16 protein-coding genes are annotated in these 16,401 nt (G+C 73.3%); 5 read left to right on the plus strand and 11 right to left on the minus strand.

Annotated features, from left to right (window positions below):
- Window positions 1–84 precede the first annotated feature (84 nt).
- Complete coding sequence (locus AC5677_RS08965) at window positions 85–1,728, minus strand: MFS transporter (protein WP_497194489.1); 1,644 nt, start codon at window positions 1,726–1,728, stop codon at window positions 85–87.
- Window positions 1,729–1,961: 233 nt separating this feature from the next.
- Here AC5677_RS08965 and AC5677_RS08970 point away from each other — a divergent pair, with 233 nt between their 5' ends.
- Window positions 1,962–3,137 carry a putative hexosyltransferase gene (locus AC5677_RS08970; protein ID WP_497194490.1) on the plus strand — a complete coding sequence of 392 codons (1,176 nt, stop codon included), beginning with the start codon at window positions 1,962–1,964 and terminating at the stop codon, window positions 3,135–3,137.
- Between the two features lie 288 nt (window positions 3,138–3,425).
- A complete protein-coding gene (locus AC5677_RS08975; protein WP_497194491.1) occupies window positions 3,426–4,466 on the plus strand; it encodes a phosphatase PAP2 family protein in 1,041 nt (346 codons plus the stop codon).
- Between the two features lie 104 nt (window positions 4,467–4,570).
- Here AC5677_RS08975 and AC5677_RS08980 read toward each other — a convergent pair whose 3' ends face one another.
- The 5 genes from AC5677_RS08980 to AC5677_RS09000 all read right to left on the minus strand — a co-directional run bounded on the left by AC5677_RS08980 (window position 4,571) and on the right by AC5677_RS09000 (window position 9,413).
- Window positions 4,571–4,786, minus strand: a complete 216-nt coding sequence (locus tag AC5677_RS08980) for an I78 family peptidase inhibitor (RefSeq protein WP_497194492.1) — start codon at window positions 4,784–4,786, stop codon at window positions 4,571–4,573.
- 486 nt (window positions 4,787–5,272) lie between these two features.
- A complete protein-coding gene (locus AC5677_RS08985) occupies window positions 5,273–6,214 on the minus strand; it encodes a MerR family transcriptional regulator (RefSeq protein ID WP_497194493.1) in 942 nt (313 codons plus the stop codon).
- Window positions 6,215–6,350: 136 nt separating this feature from the next.
- Entirely contained in the window at window positions 6,351–7,271 is a 921-nt protein-coding gene (locus AC5677_RS08990; RefSeq protein ID WP_497196546.1) for a hypothetical protein, read from the minus strand.
- 149 nt (window positions 7,272–7,420) lie between these two features.
- Window positions 7,421–8,680 carry a glycosyltransferase family 4 protein gene (locus AC5677_RS08995; RefSeq protein WP_497194494.1) on the minus strand — a complete coding sequence of 420 codons (1,260 nt, stop codon included), beginning with the start codon at window positions 8,678–8,680 and terminating at the stop codon, window positions 7,421–7,423.
- A 208-nt stretch (window positions 8,681–8,888) separates the two neighbouring features.
- Window positions 8,889–9,413, minus strand: coding sequence for a transglycosylase family protein (locus tag AC5677_RS09000; RefSeq protein ID WP_497194495.1), 525 nt, complete (start codon window positions 9,411–9,413; stop codon window positions 8,889–8,891).
- Between the two features lie 283 nt (window positions 9,414–9,696).
- Between AC5677_RS09000 and AC5677_RS09005 the strand changes: the two genes are divergently transcribed.
- Both AC5677_RS09005 and AC5677_RS09010 read left to right on the plus strand, forming a co-directional pair.
- Window positions 9,697–10,506 (plus strand): DUF8842 C-terminal domain-containing protein, encoded by an 810-nt coding sequence (locus AC5677_RS09005; RefSeq protein WP_497194496.1) that lies wholly within the window; start codon window positions 9,697–9,699, stop codon window positions 10,504–10,506.
- 118 nt (window positions 10,507–10,624) lie between these two features.
- Complete coding sequence (locus tag AC5677_RS09010) at window positions 10,625–10,969, plus strand: hypothetical protein (protein WP_497194497.1); 345 nt, start codon at window positions 10,625–10,627, stop codon at window positions 10,967–10,969.
- 24 nt (window positions 10,970–10,993) lie between these two features.
- On the opposite strand, the gene der is transcribed toward AC5677_RS09010, so the two are convergent.
- The 5 genes from der to aroH all read right to left on the minus strand — a co-directional run bounded on the left by der (window position 10,994) and on the right by aroH (window position 15,462).
- Window positions 10,994–12,457, minus strand: coding sequence for a ribosome biogenesis GTPase Der (gene der / locus AC5677_RS09015; protein WP_497194498.1), 1,464 nt, complete (start codon window positions 12,455–12,457; stop codon window positions 10,994–10,996).
- 88 nt (window positions 12,458–12,545) lie between these two features.
- Entirely contained in the window at window positions 12,546–13,202 is a 657-nt protein-coding gene (locus tag AC5677_RS09020; RefSeq protein ID WP_497194499.1) for a lysophospholipid acyltransferase family protein, read from the minus strand.
- Entirely contained in the window at window positions 13,199–13,918 is a 720-nt protein-coding gene (gene cmk / locus AC5677_RS09025) for a (d)CMP kinase (RefSeq protein WP_497194500.1), read from the minus strand. Before cmk ends, AC5677_RS09020 begins: the two co-directional genes overlap by 4 nt.
- 99 nt (window positions 13,919–14,017) lie before the next feature.
- Window positions 14,018–15,103, minus strand: a complete 1,086-nt coding sequence (locus tag AC5677_RS09030; protein ID WP_497194501.1) for a prephenate dehydrogenase — start codon at window positions 15,101–15,103, stop codon at window positions 14,018–14,020.
- Entirely contained in the window at window positions 15,100–15,462 is a 363-nt protein-coding gene (gene aroH, locus AC5677_RS09035; protein WP_497194502.1) for a chorismate mutase, read from the minus strand. Before aroH ends, AC5677_RS09030 begins: the two co-directional genes overlap by 4 nt.
- 161 nt (window positions 15,463–15,623) lie before the next feature.
- Between aroH and AC5677_RS09040 the strand changes: the two genes are divergently transcribed.
- Complete coding sequence (locus tag AC5677_RS09040) at window positions 15,624–16,328, plus strand: nucleotidyltransferase domain-containing protein (protein WP_497194503.1); 705 nt, start codon at window positions 15,624–15,626, stop codon at window positions 16,326–16,328.
- Window positions 16,329–16,401 lie beyond the last annotated feature (73 nt).

A 16,401-nucleotide genomic window follows, 5' to 3' on the forward strand; every position in this document is an offset into this window, starting at 1 on the left:
GTCCGACGGTACGGCTCACGGCGCCGCCCAGCAAGGGTCGGCGCCGTGTGGCGGGGGTGCGGGGCGCGGGAGCCGCCCGGCCGGTCAGCCGGTGGAGCCGGCGGGAGCCGGTGCGCTGTCGCAGCCGGGGCCCGTCGCCTGCTCGGCCGCGGCGGTCTCGCCCTCGGCGCGCTCGGTGGACTCCGCGGCCCGGCGGGGCAGGCGCAGCGCGATCCCGGCCCCGATCAGCAACAGTACGGCGCTGGCGACGAGGGTGACGTGCAGCCCGTGGACGAAGGAGTCGCGGGCGGCCTCGCGCAGCGCGGACCGGGCGGAGTGGCCGAGGCCGGCGGCCACCTTGTACGCCTCGCCGAGCGAATGCGAGGCCGCGGCGGAGGCGCGGGCGGGCACGCCGTCGACACGGCCGAGGCCGGGCGCGTAGGCGGCGTTCATGACGCTGCCGAGCAGGGCGACGCCGATGCCCGCACCGAGCTGGTAGGAGGTCTCCCCGAGGGCGGCGGCACCGCCCGACTGCTCGGCGGGCGCCTCGCTGAGCATCGATTCGTACGCGCCGAACAGCGTGGACTGGAAGCCGAAGCCGAGCAGGACGAAGCCGAGGGAGAGCAGCCAGGGGCGGTCGTGGTCGCTCATCATCGTCAGGCACAGCACGGCGACGGCGGTCAGGGTGAAGCCGAGCGCGACCATGGCGCGCGGGCCGAGCGCCTGCAGCAGCTTCGAGCCGGTGAGGCCGGCGGCCATCGCGGAGAACACCAGCGGCAGCATCCGCACGCCGGTCTGCAAGGGGGTCAGCCCGAGCACGAGCTGGAGGTACTGGACGGCGATCAGCTGCAGGCCCACCAGGGCGAGCATGGCCAGCACGATGCAGGCGACGGAGGTGCCGAACGCGGGGCGGGCGAAGAGCCGCATGTCGATCAGCGGATGCTCGCGGCGGCGCTGGCGGCGGACGAAGAGGATCAGCAGCAGGGCACCGACCAGGATCGGGCCGAGCGTGGTCGCGCTCAGCACGGCCGTGCCGCCGCCGATGCGCTTGACGCCGAGGACGATGCCCAGCACACCGAAGGCCGCGATGACCGCGCCGACCACGTCCCAGGGGCCGTTGCGCTCACCCCGTGACTCCGGCAGCAGCCAGCGCCCTATCAGCAGCATGGCGGCCATCATCGGGATGTTGATGAGGAAGACCGAGCCCCACCAGAAGTTCTCGACGAGGAAGCCGCCCAGGACCGGGCCGACGGCGGCACCGACGGCGGCCACCGCGCTCCAGACGCCGATGGCGACCGCGCGTTCACGCCGGTCGGGAAAGACCTGCCGCAGGATCGACAGCGTCGCGGGCATGATCATCGCGCCGCCGATGCCGAGCAGCGCGCGGGCCGCCATCAGGATCTGCGGGTTGGGCGCCAGCGCCGCGGCGGCGGAGGCCAGGCCGAAGAGCCCGTAGCCGAGGAGGAGGATGCGCCGGCGGCCGACGCGGTCGCCGAGCGTGCCGAAGAGGATCAGCAAGGACGCCGCTATCAGCGGATAGACATCGACGATCCACAGGAGTTCCACCGGGCCCGGCCGCAGGTCCTCGGTCACGGAGGGCACCGCCACGTAAAGGATCGTGGTGTCCAGCGCGACGAAGAGCAGGCTGACGCAGAGCACGATCAGCACGGTCCAGCGGTTTGCTCCGTCGCGTGAAAGCCGGGTAACACCAGCCGTCCGTTCACTGCCGGACGCGGTCGTCCCGGACATGCAGTTCCTCCTGTCATGCTCTCGCGGCCGTGGATCAGGGCGCGAAAAACGCCCCGGGGAAACCGGCGGCACGGGCGAGTTGAGACGTCAGACTACGCGAGTCGCCCAGCGTGCCGCGTGGCCCACCTCACGGTGAGACGCTCATCGCAGCGCCCGGCGTTCCCCCGGCGTTTGCCCACCCGCCGCCGATGGTCGTTCTTCGGCCACCTGCACCATCGTCGATAATCGTCCGAATGAACGATCTTGCCTCCGCCGCAGTTCCCGGCCGGACCCGCACCGCCGCCTTACAGGCCGCGCTGCGCCGCGCCGCGCCCGCGCTCGCGGCGTATGCGGCGGTCCGGCTGCTGGGGGTGGCCGTGCTCGCCGTCTGGTCGGCGGCGAACGGCAAGGACTGGCACACGCTGCTGACGGCCCGCTGGGACTCGCTCTGGTACACCCGGGTCGCGGAGCAGGGCTACGGCTACGCGGTCCATCTGCCCAACGGCGATGTGCACTCCAACCTGGCGTTCTTTCCGCTGCTGCCCTGGCTGGAGCGGGGCCTTTCGGCCGTCACCCCGCTGTCGGCCGCCAATGCGGGCCTGGCGGTGGCCTGGTCGGCGTCGCTGGCCGCGGCCTGGGCGCTGTACGCGACCGGTGAGCGGCTGCACGGCCCTCGGGCCGGCGTGGCGCTGGCCGCGCTGTGGGCGGCGCTGCCGGTCGGCATCGTGCAGTCGATGGCGTACTCGGAGTCGCTGTTCACCGCGCTCGCGGCCTGGGGCGTGTACGCCGTGCTGACCGGCCGCTGGGTGTGGGCGGGCGCGCTGGCGTCGCTGGCCGGGCTGACCCGGCCGGTGGGCGCCGCGGTCGTCGCGGCCGTCTGGGTCGCCGCCGCGGTGACGGTGCGCAACGAGCGGGCCGGCGGGGTACGGCTGCGCACGACGCTGCGTGCCCACCCGGGCATGGCGGCGGGCGTGGTGCTCGCGCCGCTGGGCTGGTGCGGCTACTTCCTGTGGGTGGGCGCGCGGCAGGGCAGCTTCACCGGCTATCTGGACGTCCAGGGCGGCTGGGGCAACGGCTTCGACGGCGGTTACGCCTTCGCCCGCTTCCTGTGGCAGCTGCCGCCCTTCGCCGGGCTCGGCCTGCTGGCCGGTGTCGCGCTGGTGATCTGGCTGTATGTGCGCGGCGTGCGGCGGGGCCAGCCGGTGCCGTTGGCCGTCTACGGCGGGGTCGTCCTGCTGCTGGCGCTGACCGCCAAGGGCTACTTCGGCTCCAAGCCGCGGCTGATGATGCCCGCCTACCCGCTGCTGCTGCCACTGGCGGCGGGGCTGGCGAAATGGCGGCCGGTGCGGTCCTGGCCGGTCGTCGCGCTGGTCGCAGCGGGGTCGGCGGTCTACGGGGCGTTCTGGCTGAACGGATCCGGTCCGCCGTGAGCAGGGGAACGGCCGCGGAAGGGACCGGAAGATCTTCCTCCGTGAAGTCCGCGGAAGGGAAACTTCCCGCGACGTCCGGGGAAATCGGCGATAAACTCCTCCGGAGAAAAACAGATAAGCACGCGTAGTGACGACACGCGAGCGCCCGGAGGTGAATCGGAAACGCGCCGAATTCGCTTCGAAATCCCGGCTCCGCCGCTCCGCTTGAGACCCATTCCACATCACATCGTCATTACAAAGCGCACAGTTTGACCAAGCGCCTACATCACACGCGGTAACGTCGATTGAGTGCGTACCGATGACAAGCTCGACCAGATGGAGGAGCGCCCGACCGACCGCGTTCAACCACCCCAGATGACCCGGACCCGCCTGTGGCTGTTCGGCGGCACGCTGGCGGTGTACATCGCGATCGTGGTCGCAGTGCTGGTTTCTTCATGGCTGGTCACCTTCGACTGGCAGGTCATGTTCTTCCGGCCCTACAAGCAGTGGCCGGAGATCCATGCCTTCCTCGACTACTTCGTGGTCCTGGGCCAGCGCGGCCCGACCGCGGTGGCGGTCGCGGCCTGGCTGGGCTGGCGCTGCTGGCGCCAGCGCAACCTCCACCCGCTGCTGGTGCTGGGCGCCTCGCTGCTGCTGCTGAACATCACGGTGGGCGCCGCCAAGCTCGGTATGGGCCGGCTCGGCCCGCACTACGCGACGACGGTCGGCGCCAACGAGATGTACCTGGGCGGCGATATATTCCCGTCGGGTCACACCGCGAACGCCGTCGTCACCTGGGGCGTCCTGGCCTATCTGGCGACCACTCCGCTGCGCCGGCGCACCCTGTCGGTGATCGCCGCGCTGGGGGCGCTGGGCGTCGGCATGACCACGGTCTACCTCGGTACGCACTGGGTCAGCGATGTGCTGCTCGGCTGGGCCGCGGGCCTGCTGGTGCTGCTGGCGATGCCGTGGCTGGAGCCCGGGGTCACCTGGGTGGAGGACCGCCTCATGGGCATCATCCTGCGGCTGTGGCTGCGGCTGCGCCCCGATTCCCTGCGCGGTCCGCTGCCGGTCGGCACGCTGGCCCCCGGGGTCTCCCGGCAGCGCGTCGCCCCCGAGGGCGAGGTGCTCGTACGCGAGGCCATCGGAGCGGCCGCCGGTACGGGCGGTCACTCCGCCACCCGCCCCCAGGACGGTTGGCCGCATCACCCCGCGCGCCCGTACACCATCCGTTCCGAGCGTTCCCCGGTCACGCCCGCGGGCAGCCGGCGGCCGCCGCACGCCGACCGCGTCCCGCGCACCGCACCGCTGAGCCCGACCTCCGGGCGCGGCCGCAACGCGGCCGGCTGACCGCTCCCCGGGCCGCGGGGCCGGTACGCACACCCGCGCTCCCGCAACGAAAGGCCCCGGCCGCTCCTCCGAGCGGCCGGGGCCTTCGTCGTGGAGACGCTCCGTCAGCCCTGCCAGCTGCGCTGCACCTGGCCGTCCTTGACCTCGAAATTGAGCCGGCCGACGACGTATTCCATCGTGATGATCGTGCCCGGCGCCAGGGACCGGACGGTGCTCCAGCCGCGCTCCCGGGCCCGCTCCTCGGCGTCCTGCCGGGCGAGGCCGACATAGGCCTCGATGTCGTCCTGGGGTTCGTTCGGAAGATCAGGTAGAGGTGCCATGACAGCCACCGTAGGCGTCCGCACCGAAGGGCGGAAGGCCCGTCCGGCGCACATCCCGGTGTCCGCCCGGTACTTCATTGGTCACACTTGTGTCACAGCGAAGGGCGCCGCGTTTGCAGTAACGTCCGTCACCCGTACGTGCCGGGTGATGGTGCATCCGGGTGGAAAACAAAGCGGCCGGAATTCCGCCTCGATCGACGGGAAATCGGGGGCGGTCACCATGCCGCGGCGCATCGGCCGGCGTCCTGAATTCCCGCCGCACCGGACGGCGATTCCGTGTACCCGACGCTTTTCACCGGCCGCCGGGAAATCGACCGACGAGACACACTCCACACACATTTCCCGCACATCGCCCCGCCGCCGGGCCGGGCCGGGCGCCGCGGGGCGGTGCGTCGTTTCCCCGCCCTCCCCGCCCTCCCCGCCCTCCTTGCCCTCCTCACCCTCCCCGGCTCTGCGCGAGGCGCGGCGGCCGGGGCCGGGGCCGGATCAGCCCGCCGCCCCGAGGGCGCCGACCAGCCAGGCGTGCGCGGTCCCCATCGTCGGGTACCCGCCGCCGGTCACCTCGTCCACATGACGCCAGTACGCCGCCATCCGCGGGTCCTCGCCCGCCCGTACGGTCGCGCGCAGCCCGGCGCGGAAGGCGTCGCAGTCCCGCTCTCCCCAGGCGCGGGCATGCGCCGCCACGAAGGCGTCCAGCTCGGCGCCGGGCGCGGGCGGGCGACCGGCGCCGGCCGCCACGGCGGCGAGCGCATAGGCCTCGCCCAGGCCCCGGTAGAGGACGACGGGGTCCGTACGGCCCGGGAGCGCGGCCGCCGCCCGGACCCGGTCGCAGCGCTCGACCGCGCTCATCCGGGCCAGGGACGCCACGGCGTACAGCCGGGCATAGCCGACCGCCTGAGCCGGCTCGGGGTCGGCGGGCGGGGCGGGCACCGCCTCGTCGAGGATGCCGGCCAGCAGGGACGACGGCAGCTCGCGGGGCAGCAGACGGCGCCAGAAGCGGACCAGCGCCTCGCTGGTCGGCGGCTGCGGCACGGCGCCCAGCAGGCGCAGCAGCGCCGGGCGTTCGGCCGCCGGGGCCTCGGTGACGGCGCGCAGGGCGGCCTCCCGCCAGCGCAGCGCGGCCAGCCGGCCGCCCAGATCCGCGAGCCGTTCGGCCAGGGCGGCCTCCAGGGAACCGCCGGCGAGGGCGTCGGCGACGGCGGGCAGCGACAGTCCGAAGGCCCGCAGATCCCGGATGCGGTGCAGCCGCTCCAGCGCCTCGGGGGCGTAGCGGCGATGGCCGCCGCCGCTGCGCCCGGCGTCCGGCAGCAGCCCCTCCTCGGAGTAGTGCCGCACGGTCTTGACCGTCACCCCGGCGCGGCGCGCCAGCTCCCCGATGGTCAGCAACTGCCCCCGCCCGGCCGCCCGTTCCCGCTCGCTGCGCTCCATCCGCTCACGGTAGCCGCCGTACGCGGGGCGTCAGGTGCCGGGCGCCGTACGCGGGACGACGTGCGTCAGGCTCCGCACGTTCAGGCTCCGTACGTAAGGCTCCGTACGTAAGGCGCCATACGTCAGGCGCCGTACGTCAGGAGTCCTCCTTCGGGCCCGCGACCCGTATCGCCAGGTCGTTGTCGAGGGTGTAGTACGGGCCGACCCGGACCTGCGCGGCGGCGGCCTGCACCGGGAGCGCCGGATAGCTGAAGACCTGCTTCTTGTCCGGTACGTCGTCCAGGAGGCGGGCGATGCGCACCGGCCGGGCGCCCTCGGCGGGGCGCAGCCACAGGTCCCACGGCTCGCTGCCGCGCCGCCAGCTGCCGGCCAGCTCCTCGTACGGCAGCGTGAAGGTGAAGTCCGGGCCCTCGACGGCCAGCGGGACGGTGACCGTGGCCGGGGCGGCGCCCGGGGACCGCGGGGAGCGCCGGGCGCGGGCCTCGGCCTGGGCGCCGGCCGCCGGGGAGGCACCGTAGAGGCGGCCGGAGACCGTCATGCCGTCCGGCGTCACCAGGATGTCGCCGGCTTCGGCGTGCGGGCCGCGCAGCCAGCTGCGCAGCGCGAGGTTGCCGTACTTGGTGGCGTAGGGGATGCGCACGCCGAGCCGGCCGATGCCGGCCAGCGGGCGGCGGTCCACCAGGGAGCGCAGGTCGTTGACGCCCGGCAGCAGGCGCCGCGGGTCGCGGCCGTCGCCCAGGTCCGCGTAGGCGTTCCAGCGGCCCTCGGCGAGCGCGACGGTGCTGGGCAGAACGGCGCGCAGCCGCCCGGAGCCGTTCGGCCCGAGCGGCAGGCGCACCTCGTCGTCCGCGCCGTCGCCGCCGCGCAGCCGCAGCACCAGCGCGGCGTTCCAGGACGTGTGGGTGTCCGCGGGGGCGTTCAGGTCGAAGGTGAGGCCGCCCGCGGAATCGGCGATGCAGTCGGCCCGCAGCTCCACCGGGGCGGGCCGTCGGCCACGGTCCGGGACGGCTTCCGGAACCTCGGGTTCCTGATCGATGGCCGAGCGCTCCTTCTTCATCGGTTTCTTCGTCGGTTTCTTCGTCGGTTTCTTCGTGGGTTTCTTCGTGGGTTTCGTCGCCGGACCCGTCACGGCCGTCGTGGCGTGTGCCGTGGTGTGCGCTGTGGTGTGCGCCGTCGTTCCGGTCGCGGCCGGCCGCGTCGAGGCGTTCATGCCGTCCGTACCCCTCCCATCACGGCACGCGCCGCGTCCTTGGTGGCGTACGCGCCGCTGAGCAGCGTCCCGCGGGCGCGGTGCCAGGTGCCGCGCAGGCGGTTGCCGCGACGGCGGGCGAGCAGCTCGTCGAAGAGCGTTTCGTAGCGTCCGGCGACCGTGGCGGGGTCGAAGCGGCCGGACGCGGCGAGCGCGGCACGGCCCATGCGCTTGCGGGCGTCGTCGTCGTTGATCAGGTCCAGCAGCGAGGCGGCCAGCGCCTGCGGATCGCCGACCGGCACCAGCCTGCCGTCCACCCCGTCCTCGATGATCTCGCCGGGGCCGTGCGGGCAGTCGGTGGCGACCACCGGCAGGCCGCAGCGCATCGCCTCCACGATCGTCATGCCGAAGGATTCGAGGCTGGAGGAGACCGCGGCGATGGAGCCCTTGGCCCACTCGGGCTCCAGGGGGTTGGCGGGCCCCATCAGGAAGACGTGGTTGTACAGGCCGAGTTCCTCGATCAGGGCGCGCAGCGCGGCCTTCTCGGCGCCGCCGCCGTAGATCCGCAGCCGCCAGTCGGGGCGCCGGGCGACGACCTCGGCGAAGGCGCGGATCAGGACGTCATAGCGCTTGACGGGGGCGAGCCGGCCGGCCGCGACGACCCATTTGCCGCTGCCGTCGGCGGGCTGCAGGCCGGGCTCGGGCACGCTGTTGGGCACCGCCTCGATGCGGACGCCGGGCAGCCGCAGCGCCCGGCGGTAGGCGCGGGCGTCGGCCTCGGTGACGGTGGTGACCGCGTCCAGGCGCGGATAGGCGCCGCGCAGCGCCAGCTTGAGCTCCCGGGAGTGGGTGTCCAGGGTCAGATGCTCCTGCCCGATGCGCACCGGGCCACGGCGGGCCTGCCGGGCGATGTGGACGTTCAGTCCGGGCCGGGTGCCGACCACCACGTCCGCCTCGATACGGCGCAGATGCTGGGCGATCCGGCGGTCGGTGAGCTCGCTGTACTGGGCGTAGCGGCCCTCGGCGGCGGGGAAGACCTTGGCGGGGCGCCGGTGGGCGGGGTCGGCGCCGTCGTAGCCGGGGGCGGTCTCCCTGATGTCGACGAGATGCCGCAGGGCGACACCGGGGCCGAGGCCGAAGACCGGGGTGTCACGGTGCCGCAGTACGGAGACGATCTCGACGTCGTGCCGTTCGGCGAGCGTGCGGGCCAGGTTGAACGTCGTCCGGATCGTCCCCCCGATCCCGTACGCGTTGTGAATCAGGAATGAGATGTGCATCCGTCCCCGTGTCCCCTGGTCTTCCGGTCATGCCTGAGCTGCCCATGGACCATGCCGCGCGCCCCCCGGCGGCGTCATGCATCCGTCTGCCGAACGGTAGGACCGCAAAAAGGGGTTGCGGGTTGGGGGCTTTCGCCAAGTTGTTCCGAAAAAGTTAGGTCATCGGTAGCAACGTCAGGGAACCTTCCGGCCCCGGATTGCATCCCCGTCAGCGATCGGGGCCGCTGGGCGGCCGCCCCGCGAGGAGGCGGGCGATCGGGGGGTACATGTCGTCCGGGAGGTCCGGGTCGAGAGGATCGGGGCGCGGGACGTACGACTTCCCGATGAGCCCGTAGCGCCGGGAGCAGACGGGCCAGGCGCCCCAGCCCTGGGACACGAGGACCTTTTCGGCGACCGCGATCTGCTCGTCGCGGGTGGCGAGGTCGGCGCGCCGCGCGTAGTCCAGGCCGCCGTAGCCCTTCCAGGTCCGCTGCCCGAACTGCAGGCCGCCGTAGTAGCCGTTGCCGGTGTTGGCCCGCCAGTTGCCGCCGCTCTCGCACTTGGCGACGCAGCCCCACGGCCATTGGTCACCGGCGCAGGCGTAGTCGACGGCTCCCCCGTCGTCCCAGCCCTCGTCGCGCGGCGCGGCGGATGCGTCACCGGGCAGGCACAGCACCAGGGCTGCGGCCGCCGCGGCGAGCACACCCGTGAGGGCGGCGCCGCGGCGCCGGGGCGCCGGGAAGTCGTCGGACATAGCCGGTCACGTTAGGCAGCCGCCCGCCGCGGAGCCGCGTGCCGCGCCCGGGGGCCGCCGACGCCACCCGGTCCGGCGTAGGGAAAGCGGCCATCTGCCGCATCGTCACCGTGGGATCCGGCCGCGGGCGACCGCGGTGCGAAGGCTCCCCGCCGTTCGCTCGTGTGCGTGGGTCGGTTCGATTCTGTTCCCGTCCGCGCGTGACTCCGGCCGCAGGTCACCCGTTGTCCATGTACGAGCCGGGAGACCCCCCGGCAACCGCTCAGAGATCGAGGAGCCACCCGTGCCGCGCATGCTCGACGTCAGCGACGACGTTCGCGCCGAGATCGGCGACGAAGAAGCCGACCGCCTGCTGGCCGGTGGCGACGCCCCCGGCAGCTACGACTGCACCTCTTGCCGCACCCCCGGCGACAGCGAGCAGGAGCACACCAGCACCGTCCTGTTCGTGGGCAAGGAGACCGCGGTCCTCGCGTTCGCGCACGCGACCTGCATCCCCTCGCAGGTCGTCCCGGTGGCGGAGGAGCAGCTCCAGGGAGCCGTGCGTTCCATCATCGGTGAGGACGCCGCCGCCCACACCCCCGCGGCGGCCCCCGCGGCAGGCGCCCCTGCCCCCGCCGGCGAACGCCAGGCGACCCTGGGGATCACCTGCGGCCTGGTGCTGGTCGAGGGCGAGCTCCGCCCGGCCCTGGTCGTCGAGCCCAACGGCCCGATCGCCCGCCCCGGCTCGACGGCCCCGGGCGACGACTTCCTCCCGCTGCTGCGGGAGCAGGGCTTCGGCGATGTGCGGGACATGAACGAACTCCCCGCCCCGAACCCGGGCTGGTCCGCGCTGCTCGCCATGGGCAAGCTGCACGCCGTCCTCCAGCCGGGCGCCGCCGGCAGCCAGTCCGCCTGGTGGCAGGCCCATCAGCCGCTGGCCGTCTCCGAGGGCTGGCGGGCGGCCGCCAACAAGGCGCAGACCGTGCTGATGTACGCCGCGCCGGTGGGCTCCATCGGTCACCAGCCGCGGGAGGACCTGATGCGCGAGGCGCTGGAGCGGGCCGCCGCGCGGGGCGTCCTGGTCGCCGCGGCGATGCCGCTGGCCGGCACCTGAGCCACACGATTGCGCCGATCGCGGGAGCGGCACCGCCCGATGGGCGGTATTGCCCCCGCGATCAGCCATTTCCGGCCGAAAGCCGCATCCCGCGGGCATCAGGGTCGTTGGCAGATACGTGCACGCATACGACCCCTCCCCTCGCGCCCAGTACCCCCACCCGATCCCCGGCATGCGCCCGTCGCACGAGCCCGGGGCGACGCGCACCGTTGACCGCGCCTCGGCCACGCCGATCTATGACGCGCTGTACGCCGAGTACCGCCGCTCCTTCAGAGCGCTGCCCGGGGACCGTACGGACGAGCCGGAGATCCCGGAATCGCTGCGCGGCAACGGGAGCTGGGGCCGGACGACGGCATCGACCGGCCAGTGGGAAGTCGTGGGGCGGCAGCCCTACCACCCGCGGGGGCATGTCCCGGCGGCGCTGCCACCGGGACAGCGGGACGCCCGGTCGCAGGGGCGCTGAGCCCCCGGCCGGCCGCCGCCACCGCTACTTCTTCTTGGTGCCGCGCTTCTCGCGCACCCGCACCGAGATGTGGATCGGCGTCCCGTCGAAGCCGAACTCCTCGCGCAGCCGCCGCTCGACGAAGCGGCGGTAGCCGGCCTCCAGGAAACCGGAGGCGAAGAGGACGAAGCGCGGGGGCTTCGTGCCGGCCTGGGTGCCGAAGAGGATGCGGGGCTGCTTGCCGCCGCGGATCGGGTGCGGGTGGGAGGCCACGATCTCGCCGAGGAAGGCGTTCAGCCGCCCGGTGGGGATGCGGGTCTCCCAGCCGGCCAGCGCGGTCTCGATGGCCGGGACCAGCTTCTCCATGTGACGGCCGGTGCGCGCGGAGACATTGACCCGCATCGCCCACGGGATCTGGACGAGATCCCGCTCGATCTCCCGCTCCAGGTAGAAGCGGCGCTCCTCGTCGAGGGTGTCCCACTTGTTGTACGCGATGACCAGGGCGCGCCCGGCCTCCACGGCCATCGTGATGATCCGCTGGTCCTGGACGCTGATGGACTCGCTGGCGTCGATCAGGACGACCGCGACCTCGGCCTTCTCCACGGCGGCCGCGGTGCGCAGCGAGGCGTAGTAGTCGGCGCCTTCCTGGAGGTGCACCCGGCGGCGGATACCGGCGGTGTCGACGAACTTCCAGGTCTTGCCGCCGAGTTCGATCATCTCGTCGACCGGGTCGCGGGTGGTGCCGGCGATCTCGTTGACGACCACCCGCTCCTCGCCGGCGACCTTGTTCAGCAGCGACGACTTGCCGACGTTCGGGCGGCCGATCAGCGCGATCCGGCGGGGGCCGCCGAGGGCCGCGCCGAAGGTCTGCGCGGGCGCCTCGGGCAGCGCGTCGAGCGCGGCGTCGAGCATGTCGCCGGTGCCGCGGCCGTGCAGCGCGGAGATCGGGTGCGGCTCGCCGAGGCCCAGCGACCACAGCATGGCGGCGTCGGCCTCACCCGACGGGCCGTCGACCTTGTTGGCGACCAGCACCACCGGCTTGCCGGAGCGGCGCAGCAGCTTGACGACGGCCTCGTCGGTGTCGGTCGCGCCGACCTTGGCGTCCACGACGAAGACGCACGCGTCGGCGGCCTCGATGGCGAACTCGGCCTGCATCGCCACGGAGGCGTCGATGCCGAGGACGTCCTGCTCCCAGCCGCCGGTGTCGACGACCTTGAAGCGGCGGCCGTTCCAGTCGGCCTCGTAGGTGACGCGGTCGCGGGTGACGCCCGGCTTGTCCTCGACGACCGCCTCGCGGCGGCCGATGATGCGGTTCACCAGGGTCGACTTGCCGACATTGGGGCGGCCGATGACGGCGAGGACGGGCAGCGGGCCGTGGCCGGCCGCGGCGATGTCGCCCTCGACCTCCTCACGGTCGAAGCCCTCTTCCGCGGCGAGCTCCATGAACTCCGCGTACTCGGCGTCGCCAAGCGCACCGTGCTCCTCGCCGGTGTGGATCTGGTCGTTCATGAAGTCCGTTCCTCACGCATTCACTGTGCGGCTGCCGCCGCGTGGTCATCGGTGGACCGCCCGTAAGCGGACCACTACTCGAGTTCGGTCAGCGCCCGGTCAGGCGCCTGGCCTGTGCCAGGTGGGCGGTCAGCCGCTCCTGGATCCGTACGGTTGCCTCGTCCAGCGCCTTACGGGTGCGCCGCCCGCTCCCGTCGCCCGCTTCGAAGGCGTCACCGAAGACGACGTCGACGCGGCCGCGCAGCGGCGGTACGGCCGGGGTCAGCCGGCTCCTGCGGTCGGTGCTGCCGAGCACCGCGACGGGCACGACCGGGGCGCCGGAGCGCACCGCGAAGTACGCCAGCCCGGCCCGCAGCGACGCGAAGTCGCCCTCGCCGCGGGTGCCCTCGGGGAAGATCCCCAGCACCCCGCCGCGCTCCAGCACCCCGAGCGCGTCGGTGATCGCCTTGCGGTCGGCGGTGCTGCGGTCCACCTTCAGCTGGCCGATGCCCCGCAGGAACGGGTCCAGCGGGCCGACGAACGCTTCCTTCTTGATCAGGAAGTGCACCGGCCGCGGTGCGGTGCCCATCAGCATCGGGCCGTCGATGCCGTGCGAGTGGTTGACGGCGAGGATCACGGGACCGGCGGACGGCACCCGCCAGGCACCGAGCACCCGCGGCTTCCACAGCCCGTACATCAGGCCGATGCCGATCCGCCGGCCGACCGCGGCACCGGCCGGGCTCGGGGCCTTGCCGCTGTCGGTCACCGGGCGAGCCCCGCCTTTTCGGCGCGCGCGCCCTCGATGAGGGTGACCACGCACTCGATGACCTGCTCCAGGGTCAGCTCGGTGGTGTCCACCTCGACCGCGTCGTCGGCCTTGGCCAGCGGGGAGGTCTTGCGGGAGGAGTCGGCGGCGTCCCGCTTCATCAGCGCCTCGCGGGTGGCGGCCAGATCGGTGGCCTCCTTGCCCTTGAGCTCGCCGCTGCGGCGGGCCGCGCGGGCCTCGGCGGAGGCGGTGAGGAAGACCTTGAGATCGGCGTCCGGCAGGACCGTTATGCCGATGTCACGGCCCTCGACCACGATGCCGTTGGGGGCCTCGGCGGCGATGGTGCGCTGCAGGCCGGTGATCCGGGCGCGCACCTCGGGGACCGCGCTGACGGCGCTGACCGCGGCGGTGACCTCCTGGGTACGGATCGGGCCCGCGGCGTCCAGGCCGTCGACCGAGATGGTCGGGGCGGCCGGGTCCGTGCCGGAGACGATCCCCGGCTTGGCGGCGGCGTCGGCGACCGCGGTGGCGTCGTTCACATCGATGCCGTTGGTCAGCATCCACCACGTGATCGCGCGGTACTGGGCGCCGGTGTCGAGGTAGCCGAGCCCCAGCTTGGCGGCGACGGCCTTGGAGGTGCTGGACTTGCCCGTGCCTGCGGGGCCGTCGATGGCGACAATCACTGCAGCCGGGGCGGTCCGGGTGGCGGTTTCCACGGTGACGAACACCTTTCCTGTGCACGGGGCGGAGGTCCATGGCCGATAAGAGGCCTCGGACAAGGTTACTGGCTCACCCGCACCGCCCCGTCCACGGTCTCACTGCCGGATCGACCAGCCCCGCTCCCGCAGCTCGGCGGTCAGCCCCGGCACCGTCGCCGGCTCGACCGTGAGCTGGATGAAACCGGCCTGCTGACCGGTGGCGTGCTCGATGCGGACGTCCTCGATGTTGACCCCGGCCCGGCCGGCGTCGGCGAAGATCCGGGCCAGCTCGCCCGGCTGGTCACCGATGTACACGGCGACGGTCTCGTACGCGGCCGGGGCGGCGCCGTGCTTGCCCGGCACCCGCTCGCGCCCGGCGTTCCCGCGCCGCAGGACGTCCTCGATGCCCCCGGCGCCCGCGCCGCGCTTGTCCTCGTCGGCGGACTCCAGGGCGCGCAGCGACCGTACGGTGTCGTCCAGATCGGCGGCGATCTCGGCCAGCACATCGGCGACCGGGCCCGGATTGGCGGAGAGGATGTCGATCCACATCGCCGGGTCCGAGGCCGCGATCCGCGTCACATCGCGGATGCCCTGGCCGCACAGCCGGACCGCGGTCTCGTCGGCGCCCTTGAGTCGGGCGGCGACCAGGCTGGAGAGCAGCTGGGGGGTGTGCGAGACCAGGGCGACGGCGCGGTCGTGGGCGTCGGCGTCCATCACCACCGGGACGGCCCGGCACAGCGCCACCAGCTCCAGGGCGAGGTTGAGGACCTCGGTGTCTCCGTCGCGGGTGGGCGTGAGCACCCAGGGCCGGCCCTCGAAGAGGTCGGCGGTGGCCGCCAGCGGCCCGGAGCGCTCCTTGCCGGCCATCGGGTGGGTGCCGAGGTAGCCGGTCAGGTCGCAGCCCATCGCCTGCAGCGCGCGGCGCGGGCCGCCCTTGACGCTGGCGACGTCGATGTACGCGCGGGCCGCGCCGCGCCGGATGGCGTCGGCCAGCGCCGTCGCGACATGGGCGGGCGGCACCGCCACGATGACCAGATCGACCGGGCCGGGCGGCGCCTCCGCGGTGCCCGCGCCCAGGGCGGCGGCCGTCAGGGCCTGCGCCTGGTCGTGGTCCTCCAGGTAGACCTGGACGCCCCGGGCGTTCAGCGCGAGCGCGGCGGACGTCCCGATCAGGCCCGTTCCGATGACGAGTGCGGTTCTCACTGTGCGATGTCCTTCCGCAGCGCCGCCGCCGCGCCGAGGTAGACATGGGCGATCCCGGCCTTCGACAGCCCGGTCTCCACATGGGCCAGCACCCGCACCACCCGCTCCATGGCGCCGGTCACCGCCAGCTCCTGGACGCAGATCAACGGCACATCGGTGATCCCCAGGCCGCGCGCGGCGGCCGCCGGGAAGTCGCTGTGCAGATCCGGGGTGGCGGTGAACCACACGCTTATCAGGTCGTCCGGCACGAGGTCGTTGCGCTCCAGGATGGCGAGGAGCAGCTCGGCGACCTGTTCCCGCATGTGCTCCGCGTCGTCCCGCTCCAGCTGGACGGCTCCCCGGACCGCTCGTACCGCCACGTCACCGCTCCCTGCGTCCTGTGCCGCACACGCCGCTGCGTATGCGCCTGCGTACGCAACTGCGTACGCACTGATCAGCGTAACCAGCGGCACCGACAACCGTGTGCCCAGCGTCGTAAATCCGGTGACAGTCACCGCCCCGACCAGCGACAATCGCCCGCATGCCGACCGATCGCACGGGCCATGAGCTGGTGACCGGACACACCGTCTACTCGTGTGTGATGGGCTCGCGCGCCTTCGGGCTGGCGACGGAGGACAGCGACACCGACCGGCGCGGGGTGTATCTCGCGCCGACGGCGCTCTTCTGGCGCTTCGAGAAGCCGCCGACGCATGTGACGGGGCCGCGCGAGGAGGAGTTCTCCTGGGAGCTGGAACGGTTCTGCGAGCTGGCCCTGCGCGCCGATCCGAACACCCTGGAATGCCTGCACTCCCCCCTCGTGGAGCGCCTGGACGACACCGGCCGGGAGCTGCTCGACCTGCGCGGGGCCTTCCTCTCCCGGCAGGTGCACCGCGCCTTCACCGGCTACGCCGCCGGGCAGCTCAAGCAGCTGCAGGCCGATGTCCGCCGGCGCGGTGCGCCCCGCTGGAAGCCCGCCGTGCATCTGCTGCGGCTGCTGGCGAGCGCGCGCGATCTGCTCCGTACGGGCGTCCTCACCCTGGACGTCGGCGCGGCCCGCGAGGAGCTGCTGGCGGTCAAACGCGGCGAGGTCGCCTGGGCGGAGGTGGAACGCCGGATGACGCGGCTCGCGGAGGAGGCCGAGGCGGCGCTCACCGGCTCCCCGCTGCCGGATGCGCCGGACCGGGCGCGGGTGGCGGACTTTCTGTTCCGGTCGCGGTCCGCTGCGCTTGGTTTGGGCCCCACGTAGTCGACTTCCTCGCCGTGGGGGTTTCGCTGGGTTCGCCTGCGGCCCGTTCGCTGCGCTTTGCCTGAGCCGACGT

This window comes from Streptomyces sp. JLSY215, assembly GCF_059682825.1.

Excerpts from the sequence above, each read along its gene's own strand:
- AC5677_RS08980 (WP_497194492.1), bottom strand. The coding sequence starts at position 4,786 with ATGGCACCTCTACCTGATCTTCCGAACGAACCCCAGGACGACATCGAG.
- AC5677_RS08965 (WP_497194489.1), bottom strand. The coding sequence starts at position 1,728 with ATGTCCGGGACGACCGCGTCCGGCAGTGAACGGACGGCTGGTGTTACC.
- AC5677_RS08970 (WP_497194490.1), top strand. The coding sequence starts at position 1,962 with ATGAACGATCTTGCCTCCGCCGCAGTTCCCGGCCGGACCCGCACCGCC.
- der (WP_497194498.1), bottom strand. The coding sequence starts at position 12,457 with ATGAACGACCAGATCCACACCGGCGAGGAGCACGGTGCGCTTGGCGAC.
- AC5677_RS08990 (WP_497196546.1), bottom strand. The coding sequence starts at position 7,271 with ATGAAGAAGGAGCGCTCGGCCATCGATCAGGAACCCGAGGTTCCGGAA.
- AC5677_RS09040 (WP_497194503.1), top strand. The coding sequence starts at position 15,624 with ATGCCGACCGATCGCACGGGCCATGAGCTGGTGACCGGACACACCGTC.
- AC5677_RS08985 (WP_497194493.1), bottom strand. The coding sequence starts at position 6,214 with ATGGAGCGCAGCGAGCGGGAACGGGCGGCCGGGCGGGGGCAGTTGCTG.
- AC5677_RS09000 (WP_497194495.1), bottom strand. The coding sequence starts at position 9,413 with ATGTCCGACGACTTCCCGGCGCCCCGGCGCCGCGGCGCCGCCCTCACG.
- AC5677_RS08995 (WP_497194494.1), bottom strand. The coding sequence starts at position 8,680 with ATGCACATCTCATTCCTGATTCACAACGCGTACGGGATCGGGGGGACG.